This is a genomic window from Pseudomonas azotoformans (assembly GCF_900103345.1).
Classification (GTDB): domain Bacteria; phylum Pseudomonadota; class Gammaproteobacteria; order Pseudomonadales; family Pseudomonadaceae; genus Aquipseudomonas; species Aquipseudomonas azotoformans.
This window is the reverse complement of the sequence record NZ_LT629702.1, coordinates 1486964-1510830: the sequence shown is the minus strand read 5'-3', so window position 1 is coordinate 1510830 and position 23867 is coordinate 1486964. Positions and strand designations below refer to the sequence as shown.

The following is a 23867-nucleotide window of genomic DNA, read 5'->3' as shown; positions in this document are numbered from 1 at the left end:
AAAGCCCATGAAAATCATCATCGCCCCCGACTCGTTCAAGGACAGCCTGAGTGCCGAAGGCGTTGCCCAGGCCATTGCCGAAGGGCTGACCCAGGTGTGGCCTGATGCCGAACTGGTCCAATGTCCAATGGCGGATGGCGGTGAAGGTACAGTGGATGCGGTGCTTGCGGCCTGCCAGGGCGAGTTGCGTCGCCACACCGTGCGCGGCCCGCTGGGCACAGCGGTTGAGGCGCGTTGGGGCTGGTTGGCCGACAGCCACACCGCAATCATCGAAATGGCCGAGGCCAGCGGCCTGCAATTGGTGCCGTCGGGCCTGCGCGACGCATGCACAACCACCACCCATGGCACCGGCGAACTGATCCGAGCCGCACTGGATGCCGGCGCTGAACGCATCATCCTGGCAATTGGCGGCAGTGCCACCAACGATGGCGGCGCTGGCGCGATGCAGGCACTCGGTGTGCAACTGTTCGACGCCGACGACCAACCGCTGGCACCTGGTGGCCTGGCCCTGGCACGCCTGGCGCGGGTCAGCCTGGAACAGCTTGACCCACGCCTTTCGCAGGTACGCTTTGAAATCGCCGCAGACGTCAACAACCCGCTGTGCGGCCCCCACGGCGCCTCGGCGATTTTCGGCCCGCAAAAAGGTGCGAATCCCGAACAAGTCCAACAACTCGACGCCGCCCTTGGCCGCTTTGCCGATCACTGCGCCAACGTGCTCTCCAAGGACGTACGCGACGAACCCGGCAGCGGCGCCGCAGGTGGCTTGGGCTTTGCCGCCAAAGCCTTTCTCGGCGCACAGTTCCGCGCCGGTGTAGAAGTGGTCGCTGAACTGGTTGGCCTGGACGCCGCCGTACGTGGCGCCGACCTGGTGATCACCGGTGAAGGCCGCTTCGACGCCCAGACCCTGCGCGGCAAAACCCCGTTCGGCGTGGCGCGCATCGCCCGGCAGCACAACGTGCCCGTTATTGTGATCGCCGGCACCTTGGGTGAGGGCTACGAGCAGATGTATGCCCATGGCGTGGATGCGGCATTTGCCTTGCCTAGCGGGCCGATGAGTCTGGAGCAGGCGTGTGCTGAGGCGCCGCGTCTGCTCAGCGAACGGGCGGCCGATATTGCGCGGTTGTGGCGCACCGCAGGCAAGCACTGACGGACAACCCCGAACATGGGACAATCCGCGCCTTTTCGACACGGAGAGTCCCCATGCTGCGCCCCGCATTCCTGGCCCTGTTGCTCACCGGCGCCACCGTCCCGGTCTTTGCACAACCGTCCTCCGAAACCGTACCGCTGCTGCGCGAGATCAAGCAGTGGGTGGTCGGTTGCGACAACCTGCGCAATTGTCATGCCCTCAGCGCGCCCAGCGGCGTGGATGATGAGGACTACAGCTCGTTGACGTTGCACATCTGGCATCAGGCCGGTCCGCAAGGGTATCCGCGTTTGCGCTTCGATCATCGAGGTCAGGACGTGGACCTTTCCACCTTGCTGTTGGACGGCCAACCCCTGGGCCTGGAGCTGACGCGGGAGTTGCACGTTGAGCTGGATGACCAGGGCGGTGATCCTGAGGTGCAGTCGTATGGAGTGATTGATGACGCAGGTGCACGGCGCTGGTTGCAGCGGCTGCGCAATGGCCAACGCCTGCAGTTACCGGGTGATGAACAGGCGCATGTATCGCTGAGCGGGTTGAGTGCTGCGCTGCTGTTGATGGATGCAGTGCAGGGTCGCGTGGACAACGTGACGGCCCTGGCACGACCCGGCAAGGGCGCGGCCAGCGAGGTGCCGCCACGGGTGCCGGCGCCGGTACTGCGCAAGTTTACGGCTGCACCGCCGTTGACCGCGCAGGAGCAGGCCGGGCTGGTGGCTGCCGCCTTGCAGGCCGTCACGCCGGAAGAGGGGGATCCCGAGGCAAAAGCGGGTGCCCTGACGGCGCGCCAGGCCATGACCGTGACACGTTATGACTGTGCGGCCTACAACTGCGAGTTCAATGTCAGCAGCCGTGAGCGCCAGGCACCCTATACGGAAACCTTGATGGACCTGCAGCCGCTGCCTCTGGAAGACGCCGCGCTGCAGGGCTCGGTCGGGTACGACGAGGCTTCCGGCACCCTGAGTTACTTCTACAAGCAGCGTGGCATCGGTGATTGTGGTGGCGGGGCCTCCTGGGTGTTCGACGGCAAGCGTTTCCAGCTCAGCGAATTCCACCGGATGCCGCGTTGCACCGGAGTCGGCTACGGTGACTGGCCACCGCTATGGTCAACCGTGCCAGCCCCCTAGCCATCGGCTCAATGTCGCCCCTACACTGGTCGGCCACGTGTCTTTCAAAGGATGAAACACCATGCACACGCCTGAACCCCATATCGTGATCCAGCGCTTCACCGAGGCTCACCTTGAAGGCGTCGCTGCGCTCTACAACGAACCGGCCGTGTGCCGTCAGGTGTTGCAAATGCCTTTCCAGTCGGTCGAGATGTGGCGCAAACGCCTGGTGATGGACAACGAGCGGCGCCTGCAACTGGTGGCGGTGCATGGCGGTGAGGTGATCGGCCAATTGGGCCTGGAACAGTACCTGCGCGTGCGCCAGGCCCATGTCGGTTCGTTCGGCATGGGCGTGGCAACGGCGTGGCAGGGCAAGGGTGTTGGCTCACGGCTGTTGACGGCCGCGCTGGACGTGGCCGACAACTGGATGAACCTGCACCGGGTGGAACTCACGGTGTACGCCGACAACGAAGCGGCGCAGCGGCTGTACCGCAAGTTCGGGTTTGAGGTCGAAGGCGTATTGCGTGATTACGCCCTGCGTGACGGCCGGTTTGTCGACACCGTGAGCATGGCGCGCCTGCGCAAGTTGGCTTAGCCCTGCAAAGCAAACGCCACCGCAGCCTGCGCATGCAGCTCGGTGGTGTCCAGCAGCGGCAGGTGGCTGTGTTCGGGCTTGATCAGCAAGCCGATTTCCGTGCAGCCGAGGATGATGGCCTGGGCGCCGCGTGCGGCCAGGGACTTGATCACACCTTGGTAGACCTTGCGTGACGCTTCGCTGATCACGCCGACGCACAACTCCTCATAGATGATCCGGTGCACGGCCTGGCGCTCGTCGGCCTCCGGCACCAGCACGGTCAGGCCTTGGGCGGCCAGGCGCGACTTGAGGAAATCCTGTTCCATGGTGAACGCCGTACCGAGCAGGCCGACCGTCAGCGTGCCGGCTTCCACGGCAGCCGCACCCGCTGCATCGGCGATATGCAGGAACGGAATCGACACCGCCGCCTCGATACGCGATGCCACCAAATGCATGGTGTTGGTACACAGCACTACACAGTCGGCGCCACCGGCTTGCAAACGGCGCGCGGCGTCTTCGAGGATCAGTGCGGCGTCATCCCAGCGCCCGGCGTGTTGCGCCTGTTCCACCGGGCCGAAGTCCACGCTGTACATCAACAGTTGCGCCGAGCGTAGCGGGCCGAGCTGGTCGCGTATGCGCTGGTTGATGATGCGGTAGTACTCGGCGCTGGACTCCCAGCTCATGCCGCCGATAAGGCCGATGGTACGCATGCGATGCTCCTGACAAGGAAAGTCGCTTCACCTTACCCATCGACCATTGATTAGTCATACGCAGTTGCCCACGAAATGACCGGTGCAGTTTCACATGTCCAGGTTGGTCCACCCGGGCTTGGCTTCCTCCGGTGCGACCGAGTGCACCCGTTTGCCGGTCGCCAACTCCACCCGCCGTGCCACTTCCGGGTCATCGGCGAAAGGCATCAGGCTGGCGTCGTCCAGGCTTTTGTCCGATTGACCGCGCAAGCAATACTCCACCGCGCCATACAGGCATACCACCATCAATAGGCCCCACATCTCAGGCGATCCGCGCATCAAGCTGCGCCACTTTCAGGTCCGCGACACGCACCGTGCGCCAGGTGTTGTAGGCCATCAGCAGCATACCGGTCAGAAAAAACACGCCACCGGCAAAGCGCACCACAAACCCCGGGTGGCTGGCCTGCAAGGCCTCGACAAACGAATAGGTGAGGGTGCCGTCATCGTTGACCGCGCGCCACATCAAGCCCTGGGTGATGCCGTTGACCCACATTGACGCGATGTAGAGCACGGTGCCGATGGTCGCCAGCCAGAAGTGCAGGTTGATCAGCCCCACGCTGTGCATCTGCTCGCGGCCGAACACCTTGGGAATCATGTGGTACAGCGAACCGAAGGTGATCATCGCCACCCAGCCGAGGGCACCGGCGTGTACGTGGCCGATGGTCCAGTCGGTGTAGTGGGAGAGGGCGTTGACGGTCTTGATCGCCATCATCGGCCCCTCGAACGTCGACATGCCGTAGAACGCCAGGGACAGCACCAGGAAACGCAGGATCGGGTCGGTGCGCAACTGATGCCAGGCCCCGGACAAGGTCATCATGCCGTTGATCATCCCGCCCCAGCTTGGCGCCAGCAGGATCAGCGACATGGCCATGCCCAGCGATTGCGCCCAGTCGGGCAGGGCGGTGTAGTGCAAATGGTGCGGGCCGGCCCAGATGTACAGGGTGATCAGCGCCCAGAAGTGCACGATGGACAAGCGATAGGAGTACACCGGGCGTCCGACCTGTTTCGGCACGAAGTAATACATCATCCCCAGGAAACCGGTAGTCAGGAAAAACCCTACGGCGTTATGCCCATACCACCACTGCACCATGGCATCGGTCGCACCGGAATACACCGGATAGGACTTGAACCAGTCCACCGGGATCGCCAGGTGGTTGACCACATGCAACATGGCGATCACCAGAATAAACGCGCCGAAGAACCAGTTGCCCACGTAGATGTGCTGTGTCTTGCGCCGCACCACGGTGGTGAAAAACACAATGGCGTACGCCACCCAGACCACTGCCATCCACACCGCGCCGGAGAATTCGATCTCGGCGTACTCCTTGGTGGTGGTGTAGCCCAGCGGCAGGCTGACCAGCATGATTACGATCACCGACTGCCAACCCCAAAAGGTAAACGCCGCGAGGCGGTTGGAAAACAGCCGCACCTGGCAGGTACGCTGTACCGCGTAATAGCTGGCGGCAAACTGTGCACTGCCGGCAAAACCGAAAATCACCAGGCTGGTGTGCAGGGGGCGTAAGCGGCCAAAGGTGGTCCAGGGCAGGTCCAGGTTCATTTCCGGCCAGACCAGTTGCGAGGCGATCCAAACGCCCATGGCCATGCCCACCACGCCCCAGGCGATCGTGGCGATAACGAATTGGCGGACGACCTTATAGTTATACGCCTGTCCGATTGCTGCGGTGTTCATGCTCAGTCCTCCCACGGTTCCAAGTGGCGGCACTGTAGGAAGCATGGGTAAAACAAAACAGGCTCAGAAAAACCTCATTGTTGCGGATCAGTTTTAAGCCGTACGTCGAATGGCTGCATCTGCCATGATCAGGCTTCGCAACCAGGCTCACCCCAAGGAACTCCGCAATGGATGATGTACAGCAACTGGGCGAGATGCTTCGTCATTACGCCGACAGCGAAGCGCACAAGAAGCAGCAGTTCGACGTGCAGTCGGCCCGTTGGGCGCAGAAGCTCGATGAGCTGTTCGGGCAGATCGAGCAGTGGCTTGAGCCGGTGAAGACGGTGGGGTTGCTTGAAGTCCGCCGCGAAGCTTACGTAGCCAGCGGCCCGAGCGTGCCGGTGGAGACCTCGACATTCAAGACCGAGAAACTGACCGTACAGATCACTGGCAAACCGGTGGAGTTCGTACCGGATGTCATGGGTGCGGGCGGCTTGATCTCCGTGTCGGTCATGGGCCTGACCGCGGCGCGTCACGGCAGTGTGTCGTTGGTATTGCCCGCGGATAAGAACGACTGGTTGTGGAAGAAGACCAATGGCCTGAAAGACCCGGACACCTTTGGCTTCGACGCCAACTTCCTGGCCTCGCAGTTGCAAAGCCTGATCCCCCGCGAACGCACCTGAACCGTCGGTTGTAATGTGCGGGCTTGTCGTGGCAAACGGTCTTGTTGTAGTGAGCGGGCTTGCCCCGCGTTGGGCTGCGCAGCAGCCCCAGCAAGATCACCCAGTCGCTTCAGACAGAACGGCGGCGCCTGGTTTTAGGGCGGCTTCGCCACCCAACGCGGGGCAAGCCCGCTCACCACAATAAACCCCAACAAGCCCCAACAATCCCGGCCACCACAGCAAGCCCGCTCACTACAAGAGCCCAGGGTTATTTCAGGGCGGGGTCGCCGGGGTTGAGTGCCCTCCAGCTTTGCATGACGGCCTGAGCCTTGGGCTCCCGGCCGTTCTCCAGGTAGTACTGGATCAACGACAGCCGCGCATTGCGGTTGTACGGCTGGCGCTTGAGCAGGTCTTCCAGCTGCTCACAGGCGGCGTCGACATCGCCGCTGTCATGCAACGCCACCGCCAGCACAAAGGTGAACTGGCCGTTGGCGGGCTCCAGGCGTGCGGCGTTGCGCAAGTAGGGCATGGCCTGCGCCGTATCGCCTGAGCGAATCAGCATCAAGCCCTGGGTGTGTTGCAACAGCGCTGCATCCGGCCGCCGGGCCAACTCGTCGGCAATCAGACGGCGCGCCTCTGGTGTGCGGCTATTGGCTTCCAGCCACTGTGCCAGCGTGACAAGCGCAGGGAAGAAGTCGGGGTCGCGCTGCAAGGCCGTACGCAATTGCGCTTCCACCTGGTCGCCACGGCCACTGGCCTGGTAGAGCATCGCCAGGTTGAGGTTGGCTTCGGCACGCTCCAGCAGGCTGAGCTGCACCTGTTCGTACTCGGCGATGGCACTGTTCCATGCGGGGCCCTGGCCGGGGACACCCAACAGGTCCCGTGCGGCAATGATCCGCACGGCGCGCACCGGGTCTCGCAGCAAGGGACCATAGAGTGCACTGCGTTCCGACGGCGGCAGAAGGGCGCTGACGGCACGCACGGCACTTTCGCGCACTTGCGGGGCTGGGTTGGCCAGGTCCCTGGTCGCCAGCTTCAATGCCTGTTCACTCGGATAGTTGGGCAGCTCGACCAACAGCGTCGCCCGCTGGATCGCCGGCAGATTGCCGCGTGCCAACTGCTCATACAGCGCCTGGGCGGCACCGGGCTGGCCGCCACGAATCAGCGCCATGCTCTCGGCGTAAGTCGCTGCCTTCAGCACGTCGCGTGCGCCGGCAGGGATGCTGAAACTGTGGTCATGGCGCAAGTCGTTGCCCATGTACACCTTGCCCGGCATGTGGCAGTCGACACAGAACGAACCTGGCTGGCCGACAGGCTTGCCCGTGTGTTCGTCCGAATCGTAGTTTTTTGCTTGCAACCCGCGCCCATCCACCGTGGCAAATGGGGTTTTGCCCGCAGTGTTATGGCATTGCAGGCACACCGCGTTGCCCGGCGCCTTGAGTGCGTTGCTGTGGGGGTTGTGGCAGTTGCTGCACCGCACGCCTTTCTCGGCCATCTTGCTTTGGGCGAAGGAGCCGTGTTCGAACACTTCATCCTTGATCTTGCCGTCCAGGGCATAGAGTTCGCGGGTCAGTACGCTGGGCAGGTAGTCGTCCATCAGGCGCTTGCCCACGGTAAAACCGTCGCCCAAGGGCGCGCGCCGTGCGTGGCAGCGGGCGCAGGTTTCCAGTTCGACGGTGGCGTCCTTGTCTTTGAGGTGCACGGCGAAACCGGCGTGCAGCAGGTCGCCCTTTTTTGCGGCCCATTGCAGGTGGTTGGAGGCCGGCCCATGGCAGGCCTGGCAGCCGACACCCAGGCTGTTCCAGCGGCTGTCGAAGGTGTTGTTCTGCGCGTCGAAATTGCGCGTGTAACCGGTGGTGTGGCATTCCACGCACATGAAATTGGCATTCTGACTGGGTTTGCTCCAGTGCAGCGGGTTCTTGAAGGTCACGCCCTGGCCGGGGTAGAGGTGAAACCAGCGGTTCTGCTGGGTATCCCAGGCCACGCCGAGGGCTTGCAGGCGACCGCCGCCGACCTCGATCAGGTATTGCTGCAACGGTGCGATGCCAAAGGTGTAGGCCAGCTTGAAGTCAGCGGCGTGGCCGTCGCTGCCAGGGGTGTTGACCCAGAATTCGTCGCCGCGTCGAAAGAACCGGGTGGTTTCGCCTTCGCCGGTAAAGGTGGCGTCGTTGAAGTCCGCCGGCACGGTCTGCGGCGTGGCCAATTGCATCGCCAGTTGATGGTGGGAGCCTTGCCAGTCCTTGGCCTGTGCCTGATGGCAGCCTTGGCACTGTTGCTCATCGACCATCCTCGCCGGGGCGCTAGTCACAGGTTTGGCGGCCACGACCGGCGCCGGCAAGCGAGGCGTACCGGCCTGCAGGAAAACCCAGATTCCGGTCAGGGCCAACAGCAGCAACACAATCAATACGGGGTAAAGCAAACGACGGCGGGCGGCTGGGTCTTTTTTGGGCTTGGGCATTCCGACTTCCGTTGTCTTGATGCGTGGACGCTCTGTGGCGTGCTTGAGCTTCGTGCAGCTTTGACGCTGGGGGCAGGTCTGTCAAACCCGTGCCGGAAATAAGGCTAATTCCCCAGGATTGGCTATACCTACAGCTCACTGTTTCGATGATGACCGCCAGGGAGTTCAATGATGAAGCTAAGGCTAATGATCAGCACACTGTGCGTTGCCTCAGTGGCAATGGCCGGCTGTGCCAGCAAGGTGACTCAACCGGACGAGTACTCCGGCTTTCTCTCGGACTACAGTCAGCTCAAGCAAGCCAAGTCACCCTCGGGTGCCGACGTGATGCGCTGGGTCGACCCCAAGCTGGATCTGAGCCGCTACCACGCGGTGTTCGTCGAGCCGACCCAGTTCTATCCCAAGCCACAGGCCACCGCAAAAATCCCCGAAAGCACCCTCAATGGCATCAACACCTACTACAACCAGGCGCTCAAGCGTGAGCTGGAAAAATCCATGCCCCTGGCGAATGCGCCGGGTCCTGGCGTGATTGTGGTACGTGCGGCGATCACCGCTGTGAGCAGCAAGACCGAAGGCCTCGCCCCGTACGAGTACATCCCGGTAGCGTTGGTCGTCGCGGCAGTGAGTACCGGCACTGGCCACCGTGATCAGGAAACCACCCTGGGCACCGAGGCGCAGTTCCTCGATGGCGCCAGTGGCAAGGTACTCGCCCAAGTGGTGCGCAAAGGCACCGGCAAGCCACTGTCCAACGAGTCGCAGGTGATGAAGGCCGACGACGTGAAAAGCGTGATCGATGGCTGGGCGTCGGACCTGCATCAGTCTTATGTGAAGCTGAAACACTAGAACGGCCCGGGACGGTGAGGGCGCTATGCCCTCACCACCGCCTCAGTTGCCGCCAAACCATCGGAAATACGGGTTGGCCCCGTCCCCACGCAACACCTCGCGCATATCCCGTCCCCAGGCATCGCGGTCACCGTCATAGGCATGCAGGCTGGCACGGTAGAACTGCATCAGGCGCTGCTGTTCGGCGGCCAGCGTACGGGCAAAGGCCGCATCGGCGTTGATCAACGGCACAGGCACCCGCAGGTCGAGCAAGGCTGGCAGGACCCGGGTGATTTCCTTGCTGCGTACCCACGGCGCGTATTCGATACGCGGTTGGTCGTCGGTGACCGGCAGCGCCTCCCCGGCAAAACGCTCAAGGCCCTGGCGATCGGTGACCCAGGTCGCCAGCAGGGTTGCCGCCGAATCGATCCCCACCTCTGCCAGGGCGCTGCGCACGCCAGGCTGTTCAAAGCGCTGGCGAATGCGTTCGGCATCCAGTGTGATCGGCTCAAGGGAGCCCACCAGCAGCATTTCGTGGAACTCGCTGGTCCACAGCGACGCGTAGGGGAATACATTGAGGAAGCTGCGCACCAGGGCGCGGGAGTCGTCGATGTTCTGGGTCGGCAGCGGCAGCCATTGGGCGAGCAGGCCGTGTTTCTCAAGACGTGTGGCCGCCAGTTGGTAGAAATCCTGGGAATACAGGTTCACTACACCGGCGGCGGAGGGTGGTGGCGGTTCCAGGGTGATCAGGTCATAGGTTTGCGGGTTGCGCAGCAGTTCCTGGCGACCGTCGCGCAGGCGCAGGTCGATGGCTGGATCGCCGGCGGCGTTGAAGTTGCCTTTGAACAGGGGCGCGGCTTGTACCACGGATGGCAATAGTTCAGCGACCACGCGATGTTCCAGGCCTGGATAGCGCAATAACGCACCGGCCGTAATGCCGGTGCCAAAGCCGATCACCAGGGCGGATTTCGGCTCGGCGTTGTGAACCAGCAGCGGCAATAGCGCCTGGATGCGCATATAGCGCAATGACGGCATGGCGTCGCCGGTATTGGATACGCCCTGGATATACAAACGTTGAAAGGCCCGTGAACCCTGGCCTTGGGTAACAACTGCGACCGTCGCACCACGGCCTTCCTGATAAAACGCGAGGCTGGCGTTACGCGCACCGGGCAGCAATTTTGCCAGGCGATCCACCGGGGTCAACAGTGCTATCACCAGCGAGATCAAGCCCAAGGCGACTACCGCCTGCCGCCGACCTTTTTTCACCCCGTGCCCACGGCGCACGGCTAAATACCCCACGCCATCTGCGATCACAGCAAGCAATCCCAATGTCCGCACCAACCCCAACCAGGGAATCAGCACAAACCCGCACAGCATCACCCCGATGATCCCGCCCAAGGTATTGAAGGCCACCACCGCGCCCACGTCGCGGCCGACATGCCGATCGCCCACGCTCAGGCGCAACGCCACGGGAAACGCCGCGCCCAGCAACACCGTCGGCACGAACACGATGCACAGCGCCGCCACGGCAAACCGCGCGCTCATCCCCGGCAGCTCATGGCCGCCCAGGCTCAGCACCAGTGCTTCAGCCTGGGTTTGCAGCAACACCAGCCAACGCCCCAGCAGGGCGATCTCCAACAACGCGACCAGGCCCGCTCCCGCGATCAGCAAGCCGAACACGCCCCAGGGATCACGCAGGCGTTCTACCCGGCGCGACATCAGTTGGCTGCCAACCAACAAACCGGTGAGGTAGGTGGCGAGTACCACGGCAAACGCATAGGTGCGCGTGCTCATGAACTGCACGATGGACTGCGACCACACCACTTCATAGCCCAGCGCCACGCCACCGGCGATGGCGTACAGCACCAACGCCAGCCGCGCCGGTTGCACGGTGCGTGTCGGCGCTATCGCTACGGGCGCTTGATGACGCACCGCCAGCAACGCACCCACAGCAGCCAGCAGGTTCAGCATCGCGGCAACCAACGCACTGCCACGCACGCCCAGTTGCGCAATCAAGACAAACGCGGTCAGCAGCGTCCCGGCAATCGCCCCGGCCGTGTTCGCCGCGTACAGCCGTCCACCGGCCCGGCTCAAGCCCTTGGCATCGATGCCCAACGAGCGCACCAGCACCGGCAGTGTGCCGCCCATCAACATCGCCGGCAGGCCCACCAGGGCAAACGGCAGTGTCCAGGCCGTGAGGCCGAGGCGTTGTTCCAGCCAGGCAAACGGCTCGGCCGCCACGCCCAGGGCCAGCGTCGCGCCAACCCCCAGCACGGCGACCAGAAATTCCAGTCCTGCATACAACAGCAGCGGCCGCGCAAAGCGATCCGCCAAACGTCCGAACAGCCAGCCGCCCAACGCCAGCCCGGCAAAAAATGCGCTGATACCGGTGGTGATCGCATACACCTCCACGCCGACTACCAGGGACAGTTGCTTGATCCACAGCACCTGATACACCAGCGCTGCGCCACCGGAGATGAACAGCAGGAGGGCGGGGATCAACAAGGATGAGGGCGTGCTTCGCTCGATGACTTTGTGGGTGGTACGTGAAGACATGGGGATAACCTTGTGCAGGTACTCGGTCACAAATGTGTGAACGGGCTTATGTGGGAGCGGGCTTGCTCGCGAATGCGGTGGATCAGTCAATGAATCTGTTGACTGGCACTCCGTATTCGCGAGCAAGCCCGCTCCCACACAAACCCTGTCACAGGGGGCTGTGTTGTGGCCGTTATGACGCAGGTGCGGCCTTCATCTTCGCTTCGATCTTCTTGTCCACCGCCTCGCGAATCTGGTCGATGCCGAAGCTCGCCGGTTTCTGGCTGGGTGGGTACTCGACAAAGGTTTCGAGGAACTTCGCCGCCTTGGTCACCGCCACAGCCGCCAGATAGACGTTTTTGGTGGTCCAGTCGTAATACTGGTCGCTCACGACATCCGCGCGCTCATACGGATCCATCCTCAGGTTGAAGATCTTCGGCACCCGCAGTTGCACGAACGGTTCGCTCCAGACCCGGAACCCCCCTGGCTGGCGCTGCTCGGCGAACACCACTTTCCAGTTGTCGAAACGCATCGAGACCAGCATGCCGTCGTCATTGAAGTAGTAGAACTCGTTGCGTGCGCCTTTGGGTTGTTGGCCGGTCAGGTAGGGCAGTTGGTTGTAACCGTCCAGATGCACCTTGAAATGGGTGCCGCCGGCAGTGGGCGCCCAGCCCTTGAGCAACTTGTCCTTCACCTGTGCATCACCCGCGGCGGCCAGCAAGGTCGGGAACCAGTCCATGCCCGAGACCATTTCGTTGGACACCTCGCCCTGCTTGATCTTGCCCGGCCAGCGAATGATCGCCGGCACCCGATAGGCACCTTCCCAGTTGGAGTCCTTCTCGTTGCGGAACGGCGTGGTCGCCGCGTCCGGCCAGGAGAACTGGTTCGGCCCGTTATCGGTGGTGTAGACCACGATGGTGTTGTCGGCGATCTTCAGGTCGTCAAGGGTTTGCAACAGCTTGCCCACATCGCCGTCGTGTTCCAGCATGCCGTCGGCATACTCGTTGCCGGGCATGCCGCTCTGGCCCTTCATCGAGTCACGCACGTGGGTGAACAGGTGCATGCGCGTGGTGTTCATCCACACGAAGAACGGCTTGTTGGCTTCGGCTTGCTTCTTGATGAAGGCCTGGGCCGCCGCCGTGGTTTCGTCGTCGATGGTTTCCATGCGCTTGGTGGTCAAGGCGCCGGTGTCTTCGATCTTGCCGTCGGCAAAGCTGTGGATCACCCCACGCGGGGTGTTGGCCTTGACGAAGTCCGCGTCGTCCTTGGGCCAATAGGGGCGTTCAGGCTCCTCTTCGGCGTTGAGGTGGTACAGGTTGCCGAAGAATTCGTCGAACCCGTGGTTGGTCGGCAGGTATTCATCCCGATCACCTAGGTGGTTCTTGCCGAATTGCCCGGTGGAGTAACCCAGTGACTTGAGCGCCTGGGCAATGGTGATATCGCGTTTTTGCAACCCCACCGGCGCACCCGGGATGCCCACCTTCGACAGGCCCGTGCGCAACGGCGTCTGGCCGGTGATGAAGGACGAGCGCCCGGCGGTGCAGCTGTTCTCCGCGTAGTAGTCGGTGAACATCATGCCTTCTTTGGCGATCCGGTCGATGTTCGGGGTCTTGTAGCCCACCACGCCCATGGAATAGGCGCTGATATTGGTTTGCCCGATGTCATCGCCGAAGATCACCAGGATATTCGGCTTTTCGGCCGCCCAGGCGGATGCCGAGGCGCCGAGTACCGAAACTGCCACCAGGGCGAGTTTCGGCAGCCACTTACGTATGCGAGTCATAAGACTTGCTCCTTTGTAGGGCTTGAGTCGCATTGCCTGCGACCAACGTTTTTAACAGTCCATCGCGACGTCTTTGCTTATTGCACCTTCACTTGCACAGCCGGATCGAAGGGGTAGATACGACGCCAGTCGCTCGCCATGTCCACCACGGTCCAGTTCTGTTGCCTGGCCAGGTCCAGGGCCTTGTCCAGGCGCCCCACCTGAGCATTGCGGTCGTAGGCCCACTCGCGCCGGGCGTCGGTGTGGTGCACCAGGCCCATCAAGCGTTTGCCAGGGCCTGCGGCGGTCCACCGCAGCATTTGCAGGTCGCCGTCGGAGTTGCCGAAGGCCAGGATCGGCCGGCGCCCGATCATCGCGTCGATGCTTTCCGGCTTGCCCGGGCCGTCATCGTTGTGCGCGAGTTTGGCGGTGCGCAGCACTTGGGGCTGGCCCTCCTTGATCTGGTATTGGGTGACGAAGCGGGAGCCGATCACTTGCTCCGGCGGCACGCCGTACACCTCTTCGGCGAAGGCGCGCATGAAAGCGGTATCGCCACCGGAGACGATGTAGGTCTTGAATTGCTGGCTGCGCAGGTAGTCGAGCATCTCCAGCATGGGCTGGTAGATCATCTGGTTGAACGGCTTGCCGGTCTTGGGGTGGCGGGCCTGCTTCAGCCAGTGCCTGGCATTGTCGATGAAGGCCTCGGTGCTGACCCCGGTGTGGGTGGCGCCGATGATTTTCAGCAGGCCGTCCATGCCGGCAGCGGCGAGGGCCTTGTGATCGCCTTCGAGCACGGCCTGGAACGGCTGGGTGGTTTTCCACTCGGGGTGCTGGGGCGCCAGGCGCTTGACTTCATCGAAGGCGAACAGCACCTCGAAGTACGCCGGTTGTTCGGTCCATAGGGTGCCGTCGTTGTCGAACACAGCGATGCGTTCGGCGGGTTTGACATAGTCCTTGGAGCCTTTGGCGGTTACCGCCTGGACGAACTCGATGATCTGTTGTTTATTCGGGCCTTCGTTCCAGGAAGGCAGTGGGTCGGCCGCGAGGACAGGCAGGCTGAGCAGGAACAGCAGGGGCAGGGCAGAACGCAGCGACGTCATGGGAAGTCCTTTTCGTGACGAGGGTTCAGTGGGAGCAAGCGTAGTTGACGACAGGCCCAGCGCAATGCTGGCCATGCCTTTCGCCACAATGACCCGAGGCGCGGCCACACGGCGCGGATCAGATAGGCCGCCAGTGTCAGGGCGACCACGGCGGCCATAGCTGCAAGCAAATGCCGCGATAGCTGCCAGCGTGTGTGCTGCCCGAGGGTTTTCAGGTCATCGGTGATGGAAAACGCTGGGGTATAGGCACTGGTGGCCTGGGCATCAAAGACGAGCGCGGGCACCTGCGCGATTTGCAGGCGATGGTTGCGACTGTCCCACCATTTCACCTGGACGGCCGGCAAGGTGTAATGGCCGCCTTGCGTGACGCGATACACCAGGTGGTCGATGCGTTGACCGCCGGTGACGGTGCCGCGTCCGTCATCCAGATTGCGGATGTCGGGCGCCTGTGGGTAGAGACGCAGCCCATCGATGGGCGCCAGCGTCGGCGGTGGCAGGGACAGCCCCGGCGTGTTGTCGGCTTGCAAGGTCAGGGTTCGCGTCAGCGTATCACCGACTTTGAGGTCGCTGGCCGCGAGGGTCTGGCTCAATCGTAGGCCGCTGGCGACCAGCACCGTTTCACCCGGTGCAAAGCCGGGTGGCTGGGTGGCATCGAAACTCAACGGTGCACTCTGCGCGCTCAACGGCGCGCTGGCCTGGCCCGGCTGGGCGCTGACCGTCAGCGCAGGCACGCTGAAATGTTGTGCTGCCATAGGCGTGACCAGGTAGGCGTAGCGCAAGCCATAGAAGGTTTGCCCGTCGATCACCTGGCTGGTGTGTTCGGCTTCGCCCCCCGGAGGTTGCACGCGTGCACCGGGAATTTTCAGCTCCGGCAACGTCGCAGCGGCGGTGAACCAGGTGTCGGTGAGTACCTCGACCTGCACTTGCAACTGTTCGCCTACCATCACCGAAGCGCCGGGAACCAACTGCGCCTTGACGCGCAATTGCGGCTCGGCGGCGCACAACGGCGCGGCCAGTAACAGCAATACGCAACCGTAGCGATTCATGGCCGCGCCTCCTGATCCTGCAGGCTGAATTTGCGCCGCAGAAAGGTCGCCGGTGAGGTGGTCAGGTTTTGCAGCCACAGGGCGTCGTTGTTCGCCTGTTCAGTCTGGATCGCCTTGCTCTGGCCCTTGCCTGGCGCCTTGTCGAACTTGATTACGTCGGGTTTGACCTCGGGGGTGTTGTTGGCGGCGCTTTCGGTGTCTTTTTTCAGGGCCATCGCCAGGGCCAGGTTGGCGCTGGCTTCGGGAAAGTCCGGTTGCAGCTGCAAGGCGCGCTGATAGGCAACGATGGCGTCATCGAACTTGAAGCGGCGCACCAGTACGTTGCCCAGATAAAACGCGGCGGGCGCGGTGTTCATGGCGGCAAAGGTGGTTTGGGCCAGGTCGTAGTCGGCGGCGTTATAGGCGGCAATGCCTTTCCAGTAAGGATCGACAAACAGCGCTGCGGCCTCGGGGTAATGGTGGTGTTCGAAGGCCCAGCGGCCTTGCTGGTCGGGTGTCAGAAACGGATTGGCCTCAGCCTGCGTCGGCCCCAGCAACAGGCCCAGCAGCACAACGGCGGTCCAGTTCAGGCTCCAGCCCTTGCGCACGCCGAACAACGCCACCAGCAGCAACGGCCAGCACAGCCAGTAACCGGCATCCTTCCACTGCAACAGCTGTTGCTGTTCGTCGGCGGCCTGGAAATGCTGCTGGGCGTGCAGTTCGATCCAGTCCAGGTCATCGTCATTCAGGGTCAGGCTGCCCAGCGGTGCGTCGGTGGCCGAAGCTAATTGTTTGAGTGTGGGGCTGTTGCCGAGGGCCAGGATCAGGACTTGCAGCGAGCTGTCCTTGAGGGAGGGCAGTTGCTCGATATCCGCGCCATCGGTTACCAGCAGCAAGGTGCCGGGTGTCTGATCGAGCAGGCGCTTGGCCTGGTCGACAACGCCAGCCACATCCTTGCCGGTCCTGCTGATCAAGTCGGTGCCCAGTGCCTGGATAAAAGTGTCGAGCAGGGCTGGGTCATCGGTCGGTGGCAACACCAGGTGGGTGCTGCCGGCGTACACCAGCAACGCCGTGCGCGCGCTTTGGCGACGCTGGATCAGGTCATGCAGTTTGTGTTTGGCGGCGGTCAGGCGCGTGGGCGGTACATCGGTGGTGTCCATCGACGTTGACAGGTCCACTGCGATGATCAAGGGCGCGCGATTTTCCAGGAAGTCCGGACGGTCCTGTTCCCAGGCCGGTCCCGCAGCGGCGACGCCGCCGACGATCAGCAGCGCGCTCACCAGATGCACGGGGCGCAAGCGGTGGGGGTCGGTGGGCGTGAGCAGCAAATGCGGCAACAGATGTGGGGCAATATTGCCTCGCAGGCGGCGCTGAAGGTCGCGGCTGTGCTGCCACACGAGTGGCAGCAGGGCGCCAAACAATGCCAATAACAGCCAGGCGGGACGCAGGAAGTGGAACTCACTGAAGTCCATCAGCGTGCTCCCGTTTCAACCGATGTGGCCACAGCGCTGCGATCAGGTGATACAGCGCCAACAGTGTCAGCGCAGCGCACAGCGGCCACCAGAACAGGTCGCGCTTGGGGTGGTGGCTGAGGGTTTTCACTTGATGTGGCGTTATTTTGTCGAGCGTGGCGTAGACCTGGTTCAGGCTGTCACGGTCTTCGGCACGGAAATAGTGGCCGCCAGTGGCGGCGGCAATGTCCTGCAAGGCCGTGAGGTTGACCTTGGCCTCGCCGCTGGCCTGCGGATCGCCGATACCGATGGTGTGGATGATCACACCCTTGGCGGCGGCCATGTCGGCGGCGTGGTCCGGGGTGATGGCGCTGCTGGTGTCGTTGCCGTCAGTGAGCAGAATCAGTACTTTTTCCGGCTCATGGGCCTGGTCCAGCAGCTTGAGGCCCAGGCCGATCGCGTCGCCGATGGCGGTGTTCGGCCCGGCCATGCCGATGCCGCTGTCATCCAACAACAGCGACAGGCTGGTGTGGTCGAGGGTCAACGGCGCCTGAGGGTAGGCGCCACTGCCGAACAGGATCAGGCCGATGCGGTCGTCCTGGCGTTGCTGGATAAAGCCGTGCACCACCTGTTTGACGGCGGCCAGGCGGTCGATCCTGTGACCCTCGGCGTCGGTGAAGTCCTGGGTCTGCATGGACTGGGAAATATCGATGGCCAGCATCAGGTCGCGCACCGGTTGCTGGCGTTCGATGGGTTTCTCCACCCACACCGGGCGGGCGATGGCCAGCACCAGCAAGGCCCAGACCAGCAGGTTGAGCAGCAACTGACCACGGTTGCCAGCGCTACCACGGGCCGACAATGCGCCACCGACGGCCTGGCGCATGCCCCTGAAAAAAGGCACCCGCACCGCACTGCGCGCTTCGTGGTATGCCGGCAGGTAACGGTAGGCCAACCACGGCAGCGGCAATATCAATAGCAACCAGGGGTAATCAAGCTGCCACATGGTGCTGCTCCACCCAGGCTTTGCAGTGAGCCAGCAGGTGCACATCCGGCGGCGCCGTGCCGTAGGCCCCTGCGGCCAGTCGCTGGCTGAGATCCTCGGGGATCGGCGCACCGGCGTGGCGCTGCAGGAAGGCTTGCCAGTCGGCGCCGCGCAGGGTGGGGATGCGTTGTTTTTCTTCAGACGAAAGCGGCATCGACAGTGCCACGCGCTTGAGCAGTTCGGGCAGTTCACGCAGGTCCGCCAAGGTGTCCAGGTGCGCCAGGGCTTCGCGCCGATACGCATCACGGCGCCATTGCAGCCACCTGCGGGCTGCCAGGACCAACAGCCCCAACACCAACACGCCGAGCAACACGCCCCAGCCCCAGGTCTGCGGCCAATAGCTGACGGGCGCGGGCAAGCTCAACTCCTGGAGTTGCTCGATGCTTGGCACATGCGTGTTCACCGCCGCTTCCCCAATTCACTGCGCAGTTGCTCGGCAGCGGGCAGGGCGGTGCTGATCATCAACAGCGGCACCTGGCTGCGGCGCAGCAGGCTGGCCACATCCTTCAAGCGCCCGCCGAGAAAGTCCCCCAGGGGCTGGCGCACCTGGCGCTGATTCACCGCCAGTTCCACCTGCAACTGGCCCTGAGTGACGCGTAGCTGGCCCCGGCTCGGCACATTGAGGGCCAGAGGGTCGTACACCTGCAGTGCGACCACATCGTTATGCGCCGACAGCTGTTGCAACAGCTGCAAGGTGTGCGGCCCTGCACCGGCAAAGTCACTGACCAGGCAGATCAAATGGTCATGGCCCGCCACGGCCACGCATTGGCGCAAGACCTTGTCCAATTGGTCGTCGCCTTCGTGGTCCGGATTGCGCGCCGCCAATTCGCCGTTTTGCTGGGCGATGCGGCTGCACAAGGCTTCCACGCGCTTGCGGCTGCGCAATGGCGCCACGCTGTCGATGCGTTGATCGTTGAAGACCAGGCCGCCGACGCGGTCACCCGCGTTGAACACCATCCACGCCGCCAGTGCGCCAAGTTCAGCGGCGACGGCCGATTTGAAGCTGCGCACCGAACCGAAAAACATCGACATGCGCTGGTCCACCACGATCAAGGCTGGACGGTCGCGCTCTTCGGTGAAGGTACGCACCACCGGTTTGCCGGTGCGCAATGAGGCGCGCCAATCCAGGTGGCGCAGGTCGTCGCCCGGCTGGTAGCGGCGCAGTTCATCGAAATTCAGGCCGCGCCCACGCAGTCGCGAAGCATGGTTGCCCGCCAGCAGGCTGCCTTGCGGCTGGCGCGCCACAAAGCTCAGGTCGCGGGCCTGGAACTGCAAGGCCATCAACTGCCCCAGGCTGACATAGACAAACCCGTCGGCGTTCATGCGGGGAGTGCCACTTTGCTCAGCAGGCGGTCGAGCACCTGATCCGCGGTCACGCCGTCTGCCACCGCGTCATAGCTCAGTTGCAGGCGATGACGCAGCACCGGGTGGACGACCGCCTGGACATTATCCGGCGTGACAAAGGCCTGGCCTTGCAACCACGCATCGGCCCGTGCGCAACGGTCCAGGCCGATGCCGCCACGCGGGCTGGCGCCGAGGCTGATCCAGCGCGCCAGGTCGGCGTCGTAGTCGGCGGGGTGGCGGGTGGCGTTGATCAGGTCGATCAGGTAGCGGTCGATGGCGGGGGCGACCTGGATCGCGCTGACTTCCTGGCGTGCGGCGAAGATAACGTCTTGCCCCAGGGTAAAACCCTGCACGGCTTGGGCGGCGGCGGCCTGTTCCTCTTCGCGCAACAGGCGCAGCACCTGGCTTTCGTTGTCGGCGCTGGGGTAGTCCAGCAGCAGCTTCATCACAAAGCGGTCCATCTGCGCTTCAGGCAGCGGGTAGGTGCCTTCCTGTTCGATGGGGTTTTGCGTGGCGACCACGATAAACAGTGGCGGCAGCGGGTGACTGGCGCCGGCCACGGTGATCTGCCGTTCTTCCATGGCTTCGAGCAAAGCCGCCTGGACCTTGGCCGGTGCGCGGTTGATTTCATCGGCGAGGATCAGGTTGCCGAACAGCGGGCCGGGCTGGAAGCGGATCTGGTTCTGCCCTTCGACCTGGTGCAGCACTTCGGCGCCGGTGATGTCCGAGGGCAGCAGGTCCGGGGTGAACTGGATGCGGCTCATCTTCGCATCGAGGTGTCGCGCCAGTGCCTTCACCGTGCGGGTCTTGGCCAACCCCGGCAGGCTTTCCAGCAACAGATGGCCGTTGGCTAACAGGCCAATCAGGATCTGGCGGATCACCTGGTCCTGCCCGAGCACGCTTTCGGCCATGCTGGCTTGCAAGGCGGTCACATCGTTGAGTGCTGTCATGGCACACCTCGTTCAAAGCATGAAGGTGGGAATCACCGGGATAAACGACAGACGGAAATTCCAGCGGCTGCTGATCAGGTCGTCGGCGTGGATCACCGAGTACTGCACTTCACCGGAAATGCGTACCGGCAATTTGCCGAAATTGACGATGCGCCCGGCACCGATGCCGATGGGAAAGTTGACCTTGTTGCCGCCTTCGGCCTTCCAGTTCACCGTGATGTTGGGCGTCATGCCCACCCGCCATTGGCCGGGGCCGGGAATCGCGCGCTGGATGAAATATTGGATATTGGTCAGGCTCACGTCCTTGCGCTGCGCATCGCCGCCCACCGACCACCAGTGCTGGGGAAAGAGGCCGAGGGTCCAGTCCTCGCCCAGGTACGCCGCGACAAACGCCGGGCCCAGCGAGTATTTGCCGGTGCCCAGGACGTCTTTTTCTGCGGTGGGAAACATCGCGGTCGGGCCAAAGCCCCAGACCAGTTTGCCGCCGTTGGCAAAGCGGATCGGCTGCTTGGGCGAAAACACGCCGACGTAGGCAAGGTCACCAAAGCCTGAGGTGCGATCAAACGGGTCGTTGACCACCGACGGGAAGTCATGGTCGGTCAGCACGCCGTAAGGGCTCAGGCCGGCCAGGTTGCCGGCCTTGGCATTGACCGGCGCACTCACATAGCTCACCGGCAGGCGGTTGATCAGGTTCCAATCCTCGCCGATGGAAACCGGGAAGGTCGGCATGAAACTGTATTTGCCCAGGTAGCGCGTGCCGTTGCTGTGCGGGCCTTTGAGGGCGCTGTAGTCGAACTGGTTGAACAACAGCACCAGGTTGCCCACCGGGTTATCCATCAGCTTGGCGATTTGTTCTGTCGATGGGTCGCAGCCGGCCTTGACCACTTGCTTGAGGTCAATGTCGAAATCCTGTTGCAGGCGATGGCAGGTCTCTGGGTCAGCCTTGGGGGCGGCGGCGCTGCTGCCCAGGTTCGGCAGCGTGGCGGCGGATACGCCGCAGCTGGCGAATGCACCGAGGAACAGCGGCATGGCGCAAAAACCATGCAATCGTGCACGTGAAATCATGGCGTCATCCATCCTTGTATCGGCCTGATAGCAGGGGTTTACGTGCCCGGTCTAACCCTGTTGCGACCGGGCACGTGGTGTTACTTGAGCGGTGTCAACGGTGGCAGCTTCCATTGACCGTTACCCACCTCAGGCTTGGGCAGGTAAATGCGCAGTACGGCGTAGAACGGACCCGGTGGCGCCGGCAACCAGTTGCTTTGCTCGGCCTTCGGCGGTTCGTGGTGCTGCAGGGCCAATGTCAGGCCGCCATCGGCGTCACGCTTGAGGTTGGGTAGCATCCGCGAATTGATCAGGTAGCGTTTCTTGTGGTTGGGCACCAACAGCTTGGTCTTGGCGTCGTACATGGTCAGCGACCAGAACGCATCAGCCGGCGGCAGTTGGTCCTTGGCAAAGTGCACGGTGTAGCTGTGGCGCGCGCCGTTGGCGGGCTTGCCTTCGCTGTCGACGAAGTAGCTCATGTAGGCGGCTTCATCGGTGGAATTGCCGAAAATGCCCATGTTGGCGCCGGCATAGCGGTACAGGTAATTGTTGTTCAGGTGGTCGCGGCTGCCGAACAGATCACCGCTGGTGATCTGGTGAGTGTCGACTTTGTCTTTCTTGAACGCGGCAAATTCGGCGTGGGCGTCGGCAATGCCTTCATCCAGGGCCTTGCGTTGTTCGGCGCTCAGCTCCTTGACCTTGAACGGCGCGCCCGGGGCGATACCGATCTTGGCAAACCGGGCCAGCAGGTCTTTTTCGCTGTCCTGCGGCGCGGCGAAGGCCAGCATGAAGTTCAGGTAGCGAAACAGTTGCGGGCCTTCGGTCATGGTCGCCGTGGTCTTTGGCCATTCGACCTTGGCCGCCTTGGCCGGCGCAGGTTGTTTTACGTAGCTGCTCAGCGGCTGCACTTTGTAGCCGGCCTGGATCTGCTTGACCTTGCCCAGGTCCTTTTCATCAAACAACTGCGTGCGGTACAGGGCGTAGGCAATATTGCTTTCGCTGTAGATCACGCGGTCGACATTCACCGGCTGCTGACCCTTCCAGTCGGGGCCGGCGATCATGTAGTGGCCGCCGTTGTTACCGGTGCTGCGGGTGCCCAGGTAAGCGAAGTTCTGCGTATAAAGGTCGATCAACTGCACCGAGTAGTAGCGGTCGTCTTCGATACTGGGCAGGGTCAGCACCAGCGGTTCGCGGCGCAGGTCCATCCAGACGAACGAGTAGGGCGTATCGGAGTTGGGCGTGACGAAGGCCGTGTCCTTGGGAGTGAACACCTGCGCGGTATTGCCGATCTGGTTGAACGGCGCCTTGAAGTTGGCACCGCCCTTGTCAACGGCCTGGGTATAGAGCGTCTTGTACATGTCCACCACCGGAAACCCATACAGGTAGGCTTCCTTGGCAATGGCCCGGGCTTCGGCCGGGGTTGCCGTGAAGTCGGCCCAGGCGCCGGTACTCATGAGTATCGAGAGGCTCGCCAACAGCAGGCGCGTCGGTTTTCCAATCATGTTGTTGCGTCCTTCCAGAGTTCTGTTTTAAGGGCGTGGGATGAAACCGCCGAGTTAACCGGTTTATTTGCCGAACGTCACGTTAATCCCTGCAAACAAGGTGAACTGGGGCAGGCCGTCACCCTTGCGCGCCACTGTCCATTGTGGCTCGACGAAGGCGTTGACGATGTTACTCCCGGATTTCCAGGCCTTGCCCGCCCCCAAACCGATGGGAATGTAGTGGGTGTCGTTCTTCAAATCGAAGGTCCAGGTGCCGGTGGAGCGCAGGTACCAGCCCTTCGGCAGGTTATGAATGATAAACGGCTGAAAAGTTGCACTTTCTACATGTGCGCGGTCGCGATCGCCGGCAAACGAACTTTGGTATTGCACAAGGGCACCGAGCAACCCCCTTGGCGAGGCGTCAATCGCAATGGCCGCCAGGCCAGCCTGCCACTTACCAGTACCCAGTTCGTCCTGCTCGGCGGTGGGCGCGGTGATTTGCGGGCCGATGCCCAGCTGCACGCCCTCGGTCTTGAGCAGGAAGATATCGAACAGATTCAGGTCGCCCATCCCCGTGCTGTAGCCGCTGTGCGGATCGGGGCGTGTGCTGAGGGGCAGGGTGGCACGCAGCAATTGCGGCACACCGATAAAGTCGGAGGGTGCAATGGGCAGGGTGCCGCGCAGCAACAGGTCGTTGGTGTGGGCGTTGCTGTCGTAAACGCGTGGGCTGTAGTAGTCCTGCAGGTTCGCACCCGGTGCCAGGTTGAGGGGGTTGTTGCTCTTGTTGGCCGTGTCGGCGTTATCCGCCAGGGCCGGTAGTGCAATAACAGCCAGCATCAATGCCGACGCGTACGGTGACCCGAACATGTGCGCTCCCCCATACCTGGGTGACTATCCCTTGTGATTAATACCGGTAGGGCATGTCGGTTGAAGCTAGCAGCTAAATCCAGACGCGCTAGCT

Annotated in this window: 21 protein-coding genes; 5 read left to right on the top strand and 16 right to left on the bottom strand. The window is 62.8% G+C overall.

Translation table 11 applies throughout. The features are described from left to right. Nucleotides 1-7 precede the first annotated feature (7 nt). From BLR69_RS06240 to BLR69_RS06230, 3 genes are all read left to right on the top strand, one after another. Entirely contained in the window at nt 8-1147 is a 1140-nt protein-coding gene (locus tag BLR69_RS06240) for a glycerate kinase (RefSeq protein WP_071495575.1), read from the top strand. 53 nt (nt 1148-1200) lie between these two features. Further along, nucleotides 1201-2265 (top strand): DUF1176 domain-containing protein, encoded by a 1065-nt coding sequence (locus BLR69_RS06235; protein ID WP_071495576.1) that lies wholly within the window; start codon nt 1201-1203, stop codon nt 2263-2265. A 61-nt stretch (nt 2266-2326) separates the two neighbouring features. Beyond that, on the top strand, nt 2327-2839 hold the full coding sequence (locus BLR69_RS06230; RefSeq protein ID WP_071495577.1) for a GNAT family N-acetyltransferase: 513 nt from the start codon (nt 2327-2329) through the stop codon (nt 2837-2839). On the opposite strand, the gene BLR69_RS06225 is transcribed toward BLR69_RS06230, so the two are convergent. The 3 genes from BLR69_RS06225 to ccoN form a co-directional block, all read right to left on the bottom strand. Continuing rightward, complete coding sequence (locus tag BLR69_RS06225; RefSeq protein ID WP_071495578.1) at nt 2836-3528, bottom strand: aspartate/glutamate racemase family protein; 693 nt, start codon at nt 3526-3528, stop codon at nt 2836-2838. The two genes, BLR69_RS06230 and BLR69_RS06225, sit on opposite strands and share 4 nt — an antisense overlap. Before the next feature lie 90 nt (nt 3529-3618). Further along, the gene (locus BLR69_RS06220) at nt 3619-3828 is read right to left on the bottom strand and encodes a cbb3-type cytochrome c oxidase subunit 3 (protein WP_071495579.1); all 210 of its coding nucleotides are present in this window, start codon (nt 3826-3828) and stop codon (nt 3619-3621) included. Nucleotide 3829: 1 nt separating this feature from the next. Beyond that, nucleotides 3830-5257, bottom strand: coding sequence for a cytochrome-c oxidase, cbb3-type subunit I (ccoN, locus tag BLR69_RS06215; protein WP_071495580.1), 1428 nt, complete (start codon nt 5255-5257; stop codon nt 3830-3832). Between the two features lie 167 nt (nt 5258-5424). Between ccoN and BLR69_RS06210 the strand changes: the two genes are divergently transcribed. Then, complete coding sequence (locus BLR69_RS06210) at nt 5425-5919, top strand: hypothetical protein (RefSeq protein ID WP_071495581.1); 495 nt, start codon at nt 5425-5427, stop codon at nt 5917-5919. A gap of 247 nt (nt 5920-6166) precedes the next feature. Here the strand turns inward: BLR69_RS06210 and BLR69_RS06205 are convergent, their stop codons facing one another. Further along, nucleotides 6167-8356 (bottom strand): tetratricopeptide repeat protein, encoded by a 2190-nt coding sequence (locus BLR69_RS06205; RefSeq protein WP_071495582.1) that lies wholly within the window; start codon nt 8354-8356, stop codon nt 6167-6169. Nucleotides 8357-8527: 171 nt separating this feature from the next. Between BLR69_RS06205 and BLR69_RS06200 the strand changes: the two genes are divergently transcribed. Further along, a complete protein-coding gene (locus BLR69_RS06200) occupies nt 8528-9196 on the top strand; it encodes a DUF3313 domain-containing protein (RefSeq protein ID WP_071495583.1) in 669 nt (222 codons plus the stop codon). A gap of 42 nt (nt 9197-9238) precedes the next feature. On the opposite strand, the gene BLR69_RS06195 is transcribed toward BLR69_RS06200, so the two are convergent. The 12 genes from BLR69_RS06195 to BLR69_RS06140 all read right to left on the bottom strand — a co-directional run bounded on the left by BLR69_RS06195 (nt 9239) and on the right by BLR69_RS06140 (nt 23773). Then, on the bottom strand, nt 9239-11731 hold the full coding sequence (locus tag BLR69_RS06195; RefSeq protein WP_071495584.1) for a fused MFS/spermidine synthase: 2493 nt from the start codon (nt 11729-11731) through the stop codon (nt 9239-9241). Between the two features lie 172 nt (nt 11732-11903). Further along, nucleotides 11904-13490 carry an arylsulfatase gene (locus tag BLR69_RS06190; protein WP_071495585.1) on the bottom strand — a complete coding sequence of 529 codons (1587 nt, stop codon included), beginning with the start codon at nt 13488-13490 and terminating at the stop codon, nt 11904-11906. A gap of 77 nt (nt 13491-13567) precedes the next feature. Next, nucleotides 13568-14569 carry an HAD family hydrolase gene (locus BLR69_RS06185; RefSeq protein ID WP_071495586.1) on the bottom strand — a complete coding sequence of 334 codons (1002 nt, stop codon included), beginning with the start codon at nt 14567-14569 and terminating at the stop codon, nt 13568-13570. Beyond that, nucleotides 14566-15615: a BatD family protein gene (locus BLR69_RS06180; RefSeq protein WP_071495587.1), complete on the bottom strand. Its 1050-nt coding sequence runs from the start codon at nt 15613-15615 to the stop codon at nt 14566-14568. Before BLR69_RS06180 ends, BLR69_RS06185 begins: the two co-directional genes overlap by 4 nt. Continuing rightward, nucleotides 15612-17066 carry a VWA domain-containing protein gene (locus tag BLR69_RS06175; RefSeq protein ID WP_071495588.1) on the bottom strand — a complete coding sequence of 485 codons (1455 nt, stop codon included), beginning with the start codon at nt 17064-17066 and terminating at the stop codon, nt 15612-15614. The genes BLR69_RS06180 and BLR69_RS06175 overlap by 4 nt, the downstream gene beginning before the upstream one ends. Then, nucleotides 17053-18048: a vWA domain-containing protein gene (locus BLR69_RS06170; protein ID WP_071495589.1), complete on the bottom strand. Its 996-nt coding sequence runs from the start codon at nt 18046-18048 to the stop codon at nt 17053-17055. The genes BLR69_RS06175 and BLR69_RS06170 overlap by 14 nt, the downstream gene beginning before the upstream one ends. Further along, entirely contained in the window at nt 18035-18490 is a 456-nt protein-coding gene (locus BLR69_RS06165; protein ID WP_071495590.1) for a DUF4381 domain-containing protein, read from the bottom strand. The genes BLR69_RS06170 and BLR69_RS06165 overlap by 14 nt, the downstream gene beginning before the upstream one ends. After that, on the bottom strand, nt 18487-19410 hold the full coding sequence (locus BLR69_RS06160; RefSeq protein ID WP_071495591.1) for a DUF58 domain-containing protein: 924 nt from the start codon (nt 19408-19410) through the stop codon (nt 18487-18489). Before BLR69_RS06160 ends, BLR69_RS06165 begins: the two co-directional genes overlap by 4 nt. Beyond that, entirely contained in the window at nt 19407-20381 is a 975-nt protein-coding gene (locus BLR69_RS06155; protein WP_071495592.1) for an AAA family ATPase, read from the bottom strand. Before BLR69_RS06155 ends, BLR69_RS06160 begins: the two co-directional genes overlap by 4 nt. Before the next feature lie 12 nt (nt 20382-20393). After that, nucleotides 20394-21410, bottom strand: coding sequence for a transporter family protein (locus BLR69_RS06150; protein ID WP_371858619.1), 1017 nt, complete (start codon nt 21408-21410; stop codon nt 20394-20396). A gap of 116 nt (nt 21411-21526) precedes the next feature. Continuing rightward, the gene (locus BLR69_RS06145) at nt 21527-22927 is read right to left on the bottom strand and encodes a DUF1254 domain-containing protein (protein WP_071495594.1); all 1401 of its coding nucleotides are present in this window, start codon (nt 22925-22927) and stop codon (nt 21527-21529) included. Nucleotides 22928-22990: 63 nt separating this feature from the next. Further along, nucleotides 22991-23773: a hypothetical protein gene (locus tag BLR69_RS06140; RefSeq protein ID WP_071495595.1), complete on the bottom strand. Its 783-nt coding sequence runs from the start codon at nt 23771-23773 to the stop codon at nt 22991-22993. Nucleotides 23774-23867 lie beyond the last annotated feature (94 nt).

Bases quoted from the DNA above. Each gene is read 5' to 3' on its own strand.
- BLR69_RS06240 (WP_071495575.1), top strand. From the start codon at position 8: ATGAAAATCATCATCGCCCCCGACTCGTTCAAGGACAGCCTGAGTGCC.
- BLR69_RS06235 (WP_071495576.1), top strand. From the start codon at position 1,201: ATGCTGCGCCCCGCATTCCTGGCCCTGTTGCTCACCGGCGCCACCGTC.
- BLR69_RS06230 (WP_071495577.1), top strand. From the start codon at position 2,327: ATGCACACGCCTGAACCCCATATCGTGATCCAGCGCTTCACCGAGGCT.
- BLR69_RS06225 (WP_071495578.1), bottom strand. From the start codon at position 3,528: ATGCGTACCATCGGCCTTATCGGCGGCATGAGCTGGGAGTCCAGCGCC.
- BLR69_RS06220 (WP_071495579.1), bottom strand. From the start codon at position 3,828: ATGTGGGGCCTATTGATGGTGGTATGCCTGTATGGCGCGGTGGAGTAT.
- ccoN (WP_071495580.1), bottom strand. From the start codon at position 5,257: ATGAACACCGCAGCAATCGGACAGGCGTATAACTATAAGGTCGTCCGC.
- BLR69_RS06210 (WP_071495581.1), top strand. From the start codon at position 5,425: ATGGATGATGTACAGCAACTGGGCGAGATGCTTCGTCATTACGCCGAC.
- BLR69_RS06205 (WP_071495582.1), bottom strand. From the start codon at position 8,356: ATGCCCAAGCCCAAAAAAGACCCAGCCGCCCGCCGTCGTTTGCTTTAC.
- BLR69_RS06200 (WP_071495583.1), top strand. From the start codon at position 8,528: ATGAAGCTAAGGCTAATGATCAGCACACTGTGCGTTGCCTCAGTGGCA.
- BLR69_RS06195 (WP_071495584.1), bottom strand. From the start codon at position 11,731: ATGTCTTCACGTACCACCCACAAAGTCATCGAGCGAAGCACGCCCTCA.
- BLR69_RS06190 (WP_071495585.1), bottom strand. From the start codon at position 13,490: ATGACTCGCATACGTAAGTGGCTGCCGAAACTCGCCCTGGTGGCAGTT.
- BLR69_RS06185 (WP_071495586.1), bottom strand. From the start codon at position 14,569: ATGACGTCGCTGCGTTCTGCCCTGCCCCTGCTGTTCCTGCTCAGCCTG.
- BLR69_RS06180 (WP_071495587.1), bottom strand. From the start codon at position 15,615: ATGAATCGCTACGGTTGCGTATTGCTGTTACTGGCCGCGCCGTTGTGC.
- BLR69_RS06175 (WP_071495588.1), bottom strand. From the start codon at position 17,066: ATGGACTTCAGTGAGTTCCACTTCCTGCGTCCCGCCTGGCTGTTATTG.
- BLR69_RS06170 (WP_071495589.1), bottom strand. From the start codon at position 18,048: ATGTGGCAGCTTGATTACCCCTGGTTGCTATTGATATTGCCGCTGCCG.
- BLR69_RS06160 (WP_071495591.1), bottom strand. From the start codon at position 19,410: ATGAACGCCGACGGGTTTGTCTATGTCAGCCTGGGGCAGTTGATGGCC.
- BLR69_RS06155 (WP_071495592.1), bottom strand. From the start codon at position 20,381: ATGACAGCACTCAACGATGTGACCGCCTTGCAAGCCAGCATGGCCGAA.
- BLR69_RS06150 (WP_371858619.1), bottom strand. From the start codon at position 21,410: ATGCCGCTGTTCCTCGGTGCATTCGCCAGCTGCGGCGTATCCGCCGCC.
- BLR69_RS06145 (WP_071495594.1), bottom strand. From the start codon at position 22,927: ATGATTGGAAAACCGACGCGCCTGCTGTTGGCGAGCCTCTCGATACTC.
- BLR69_RS06140 (WP_071495595.1), bottom strand. From the start codon at position 23,773: ATGTTCGGGTCACCGTACGCGTCGGCATTGATGCTGGCTGTTATTGCA.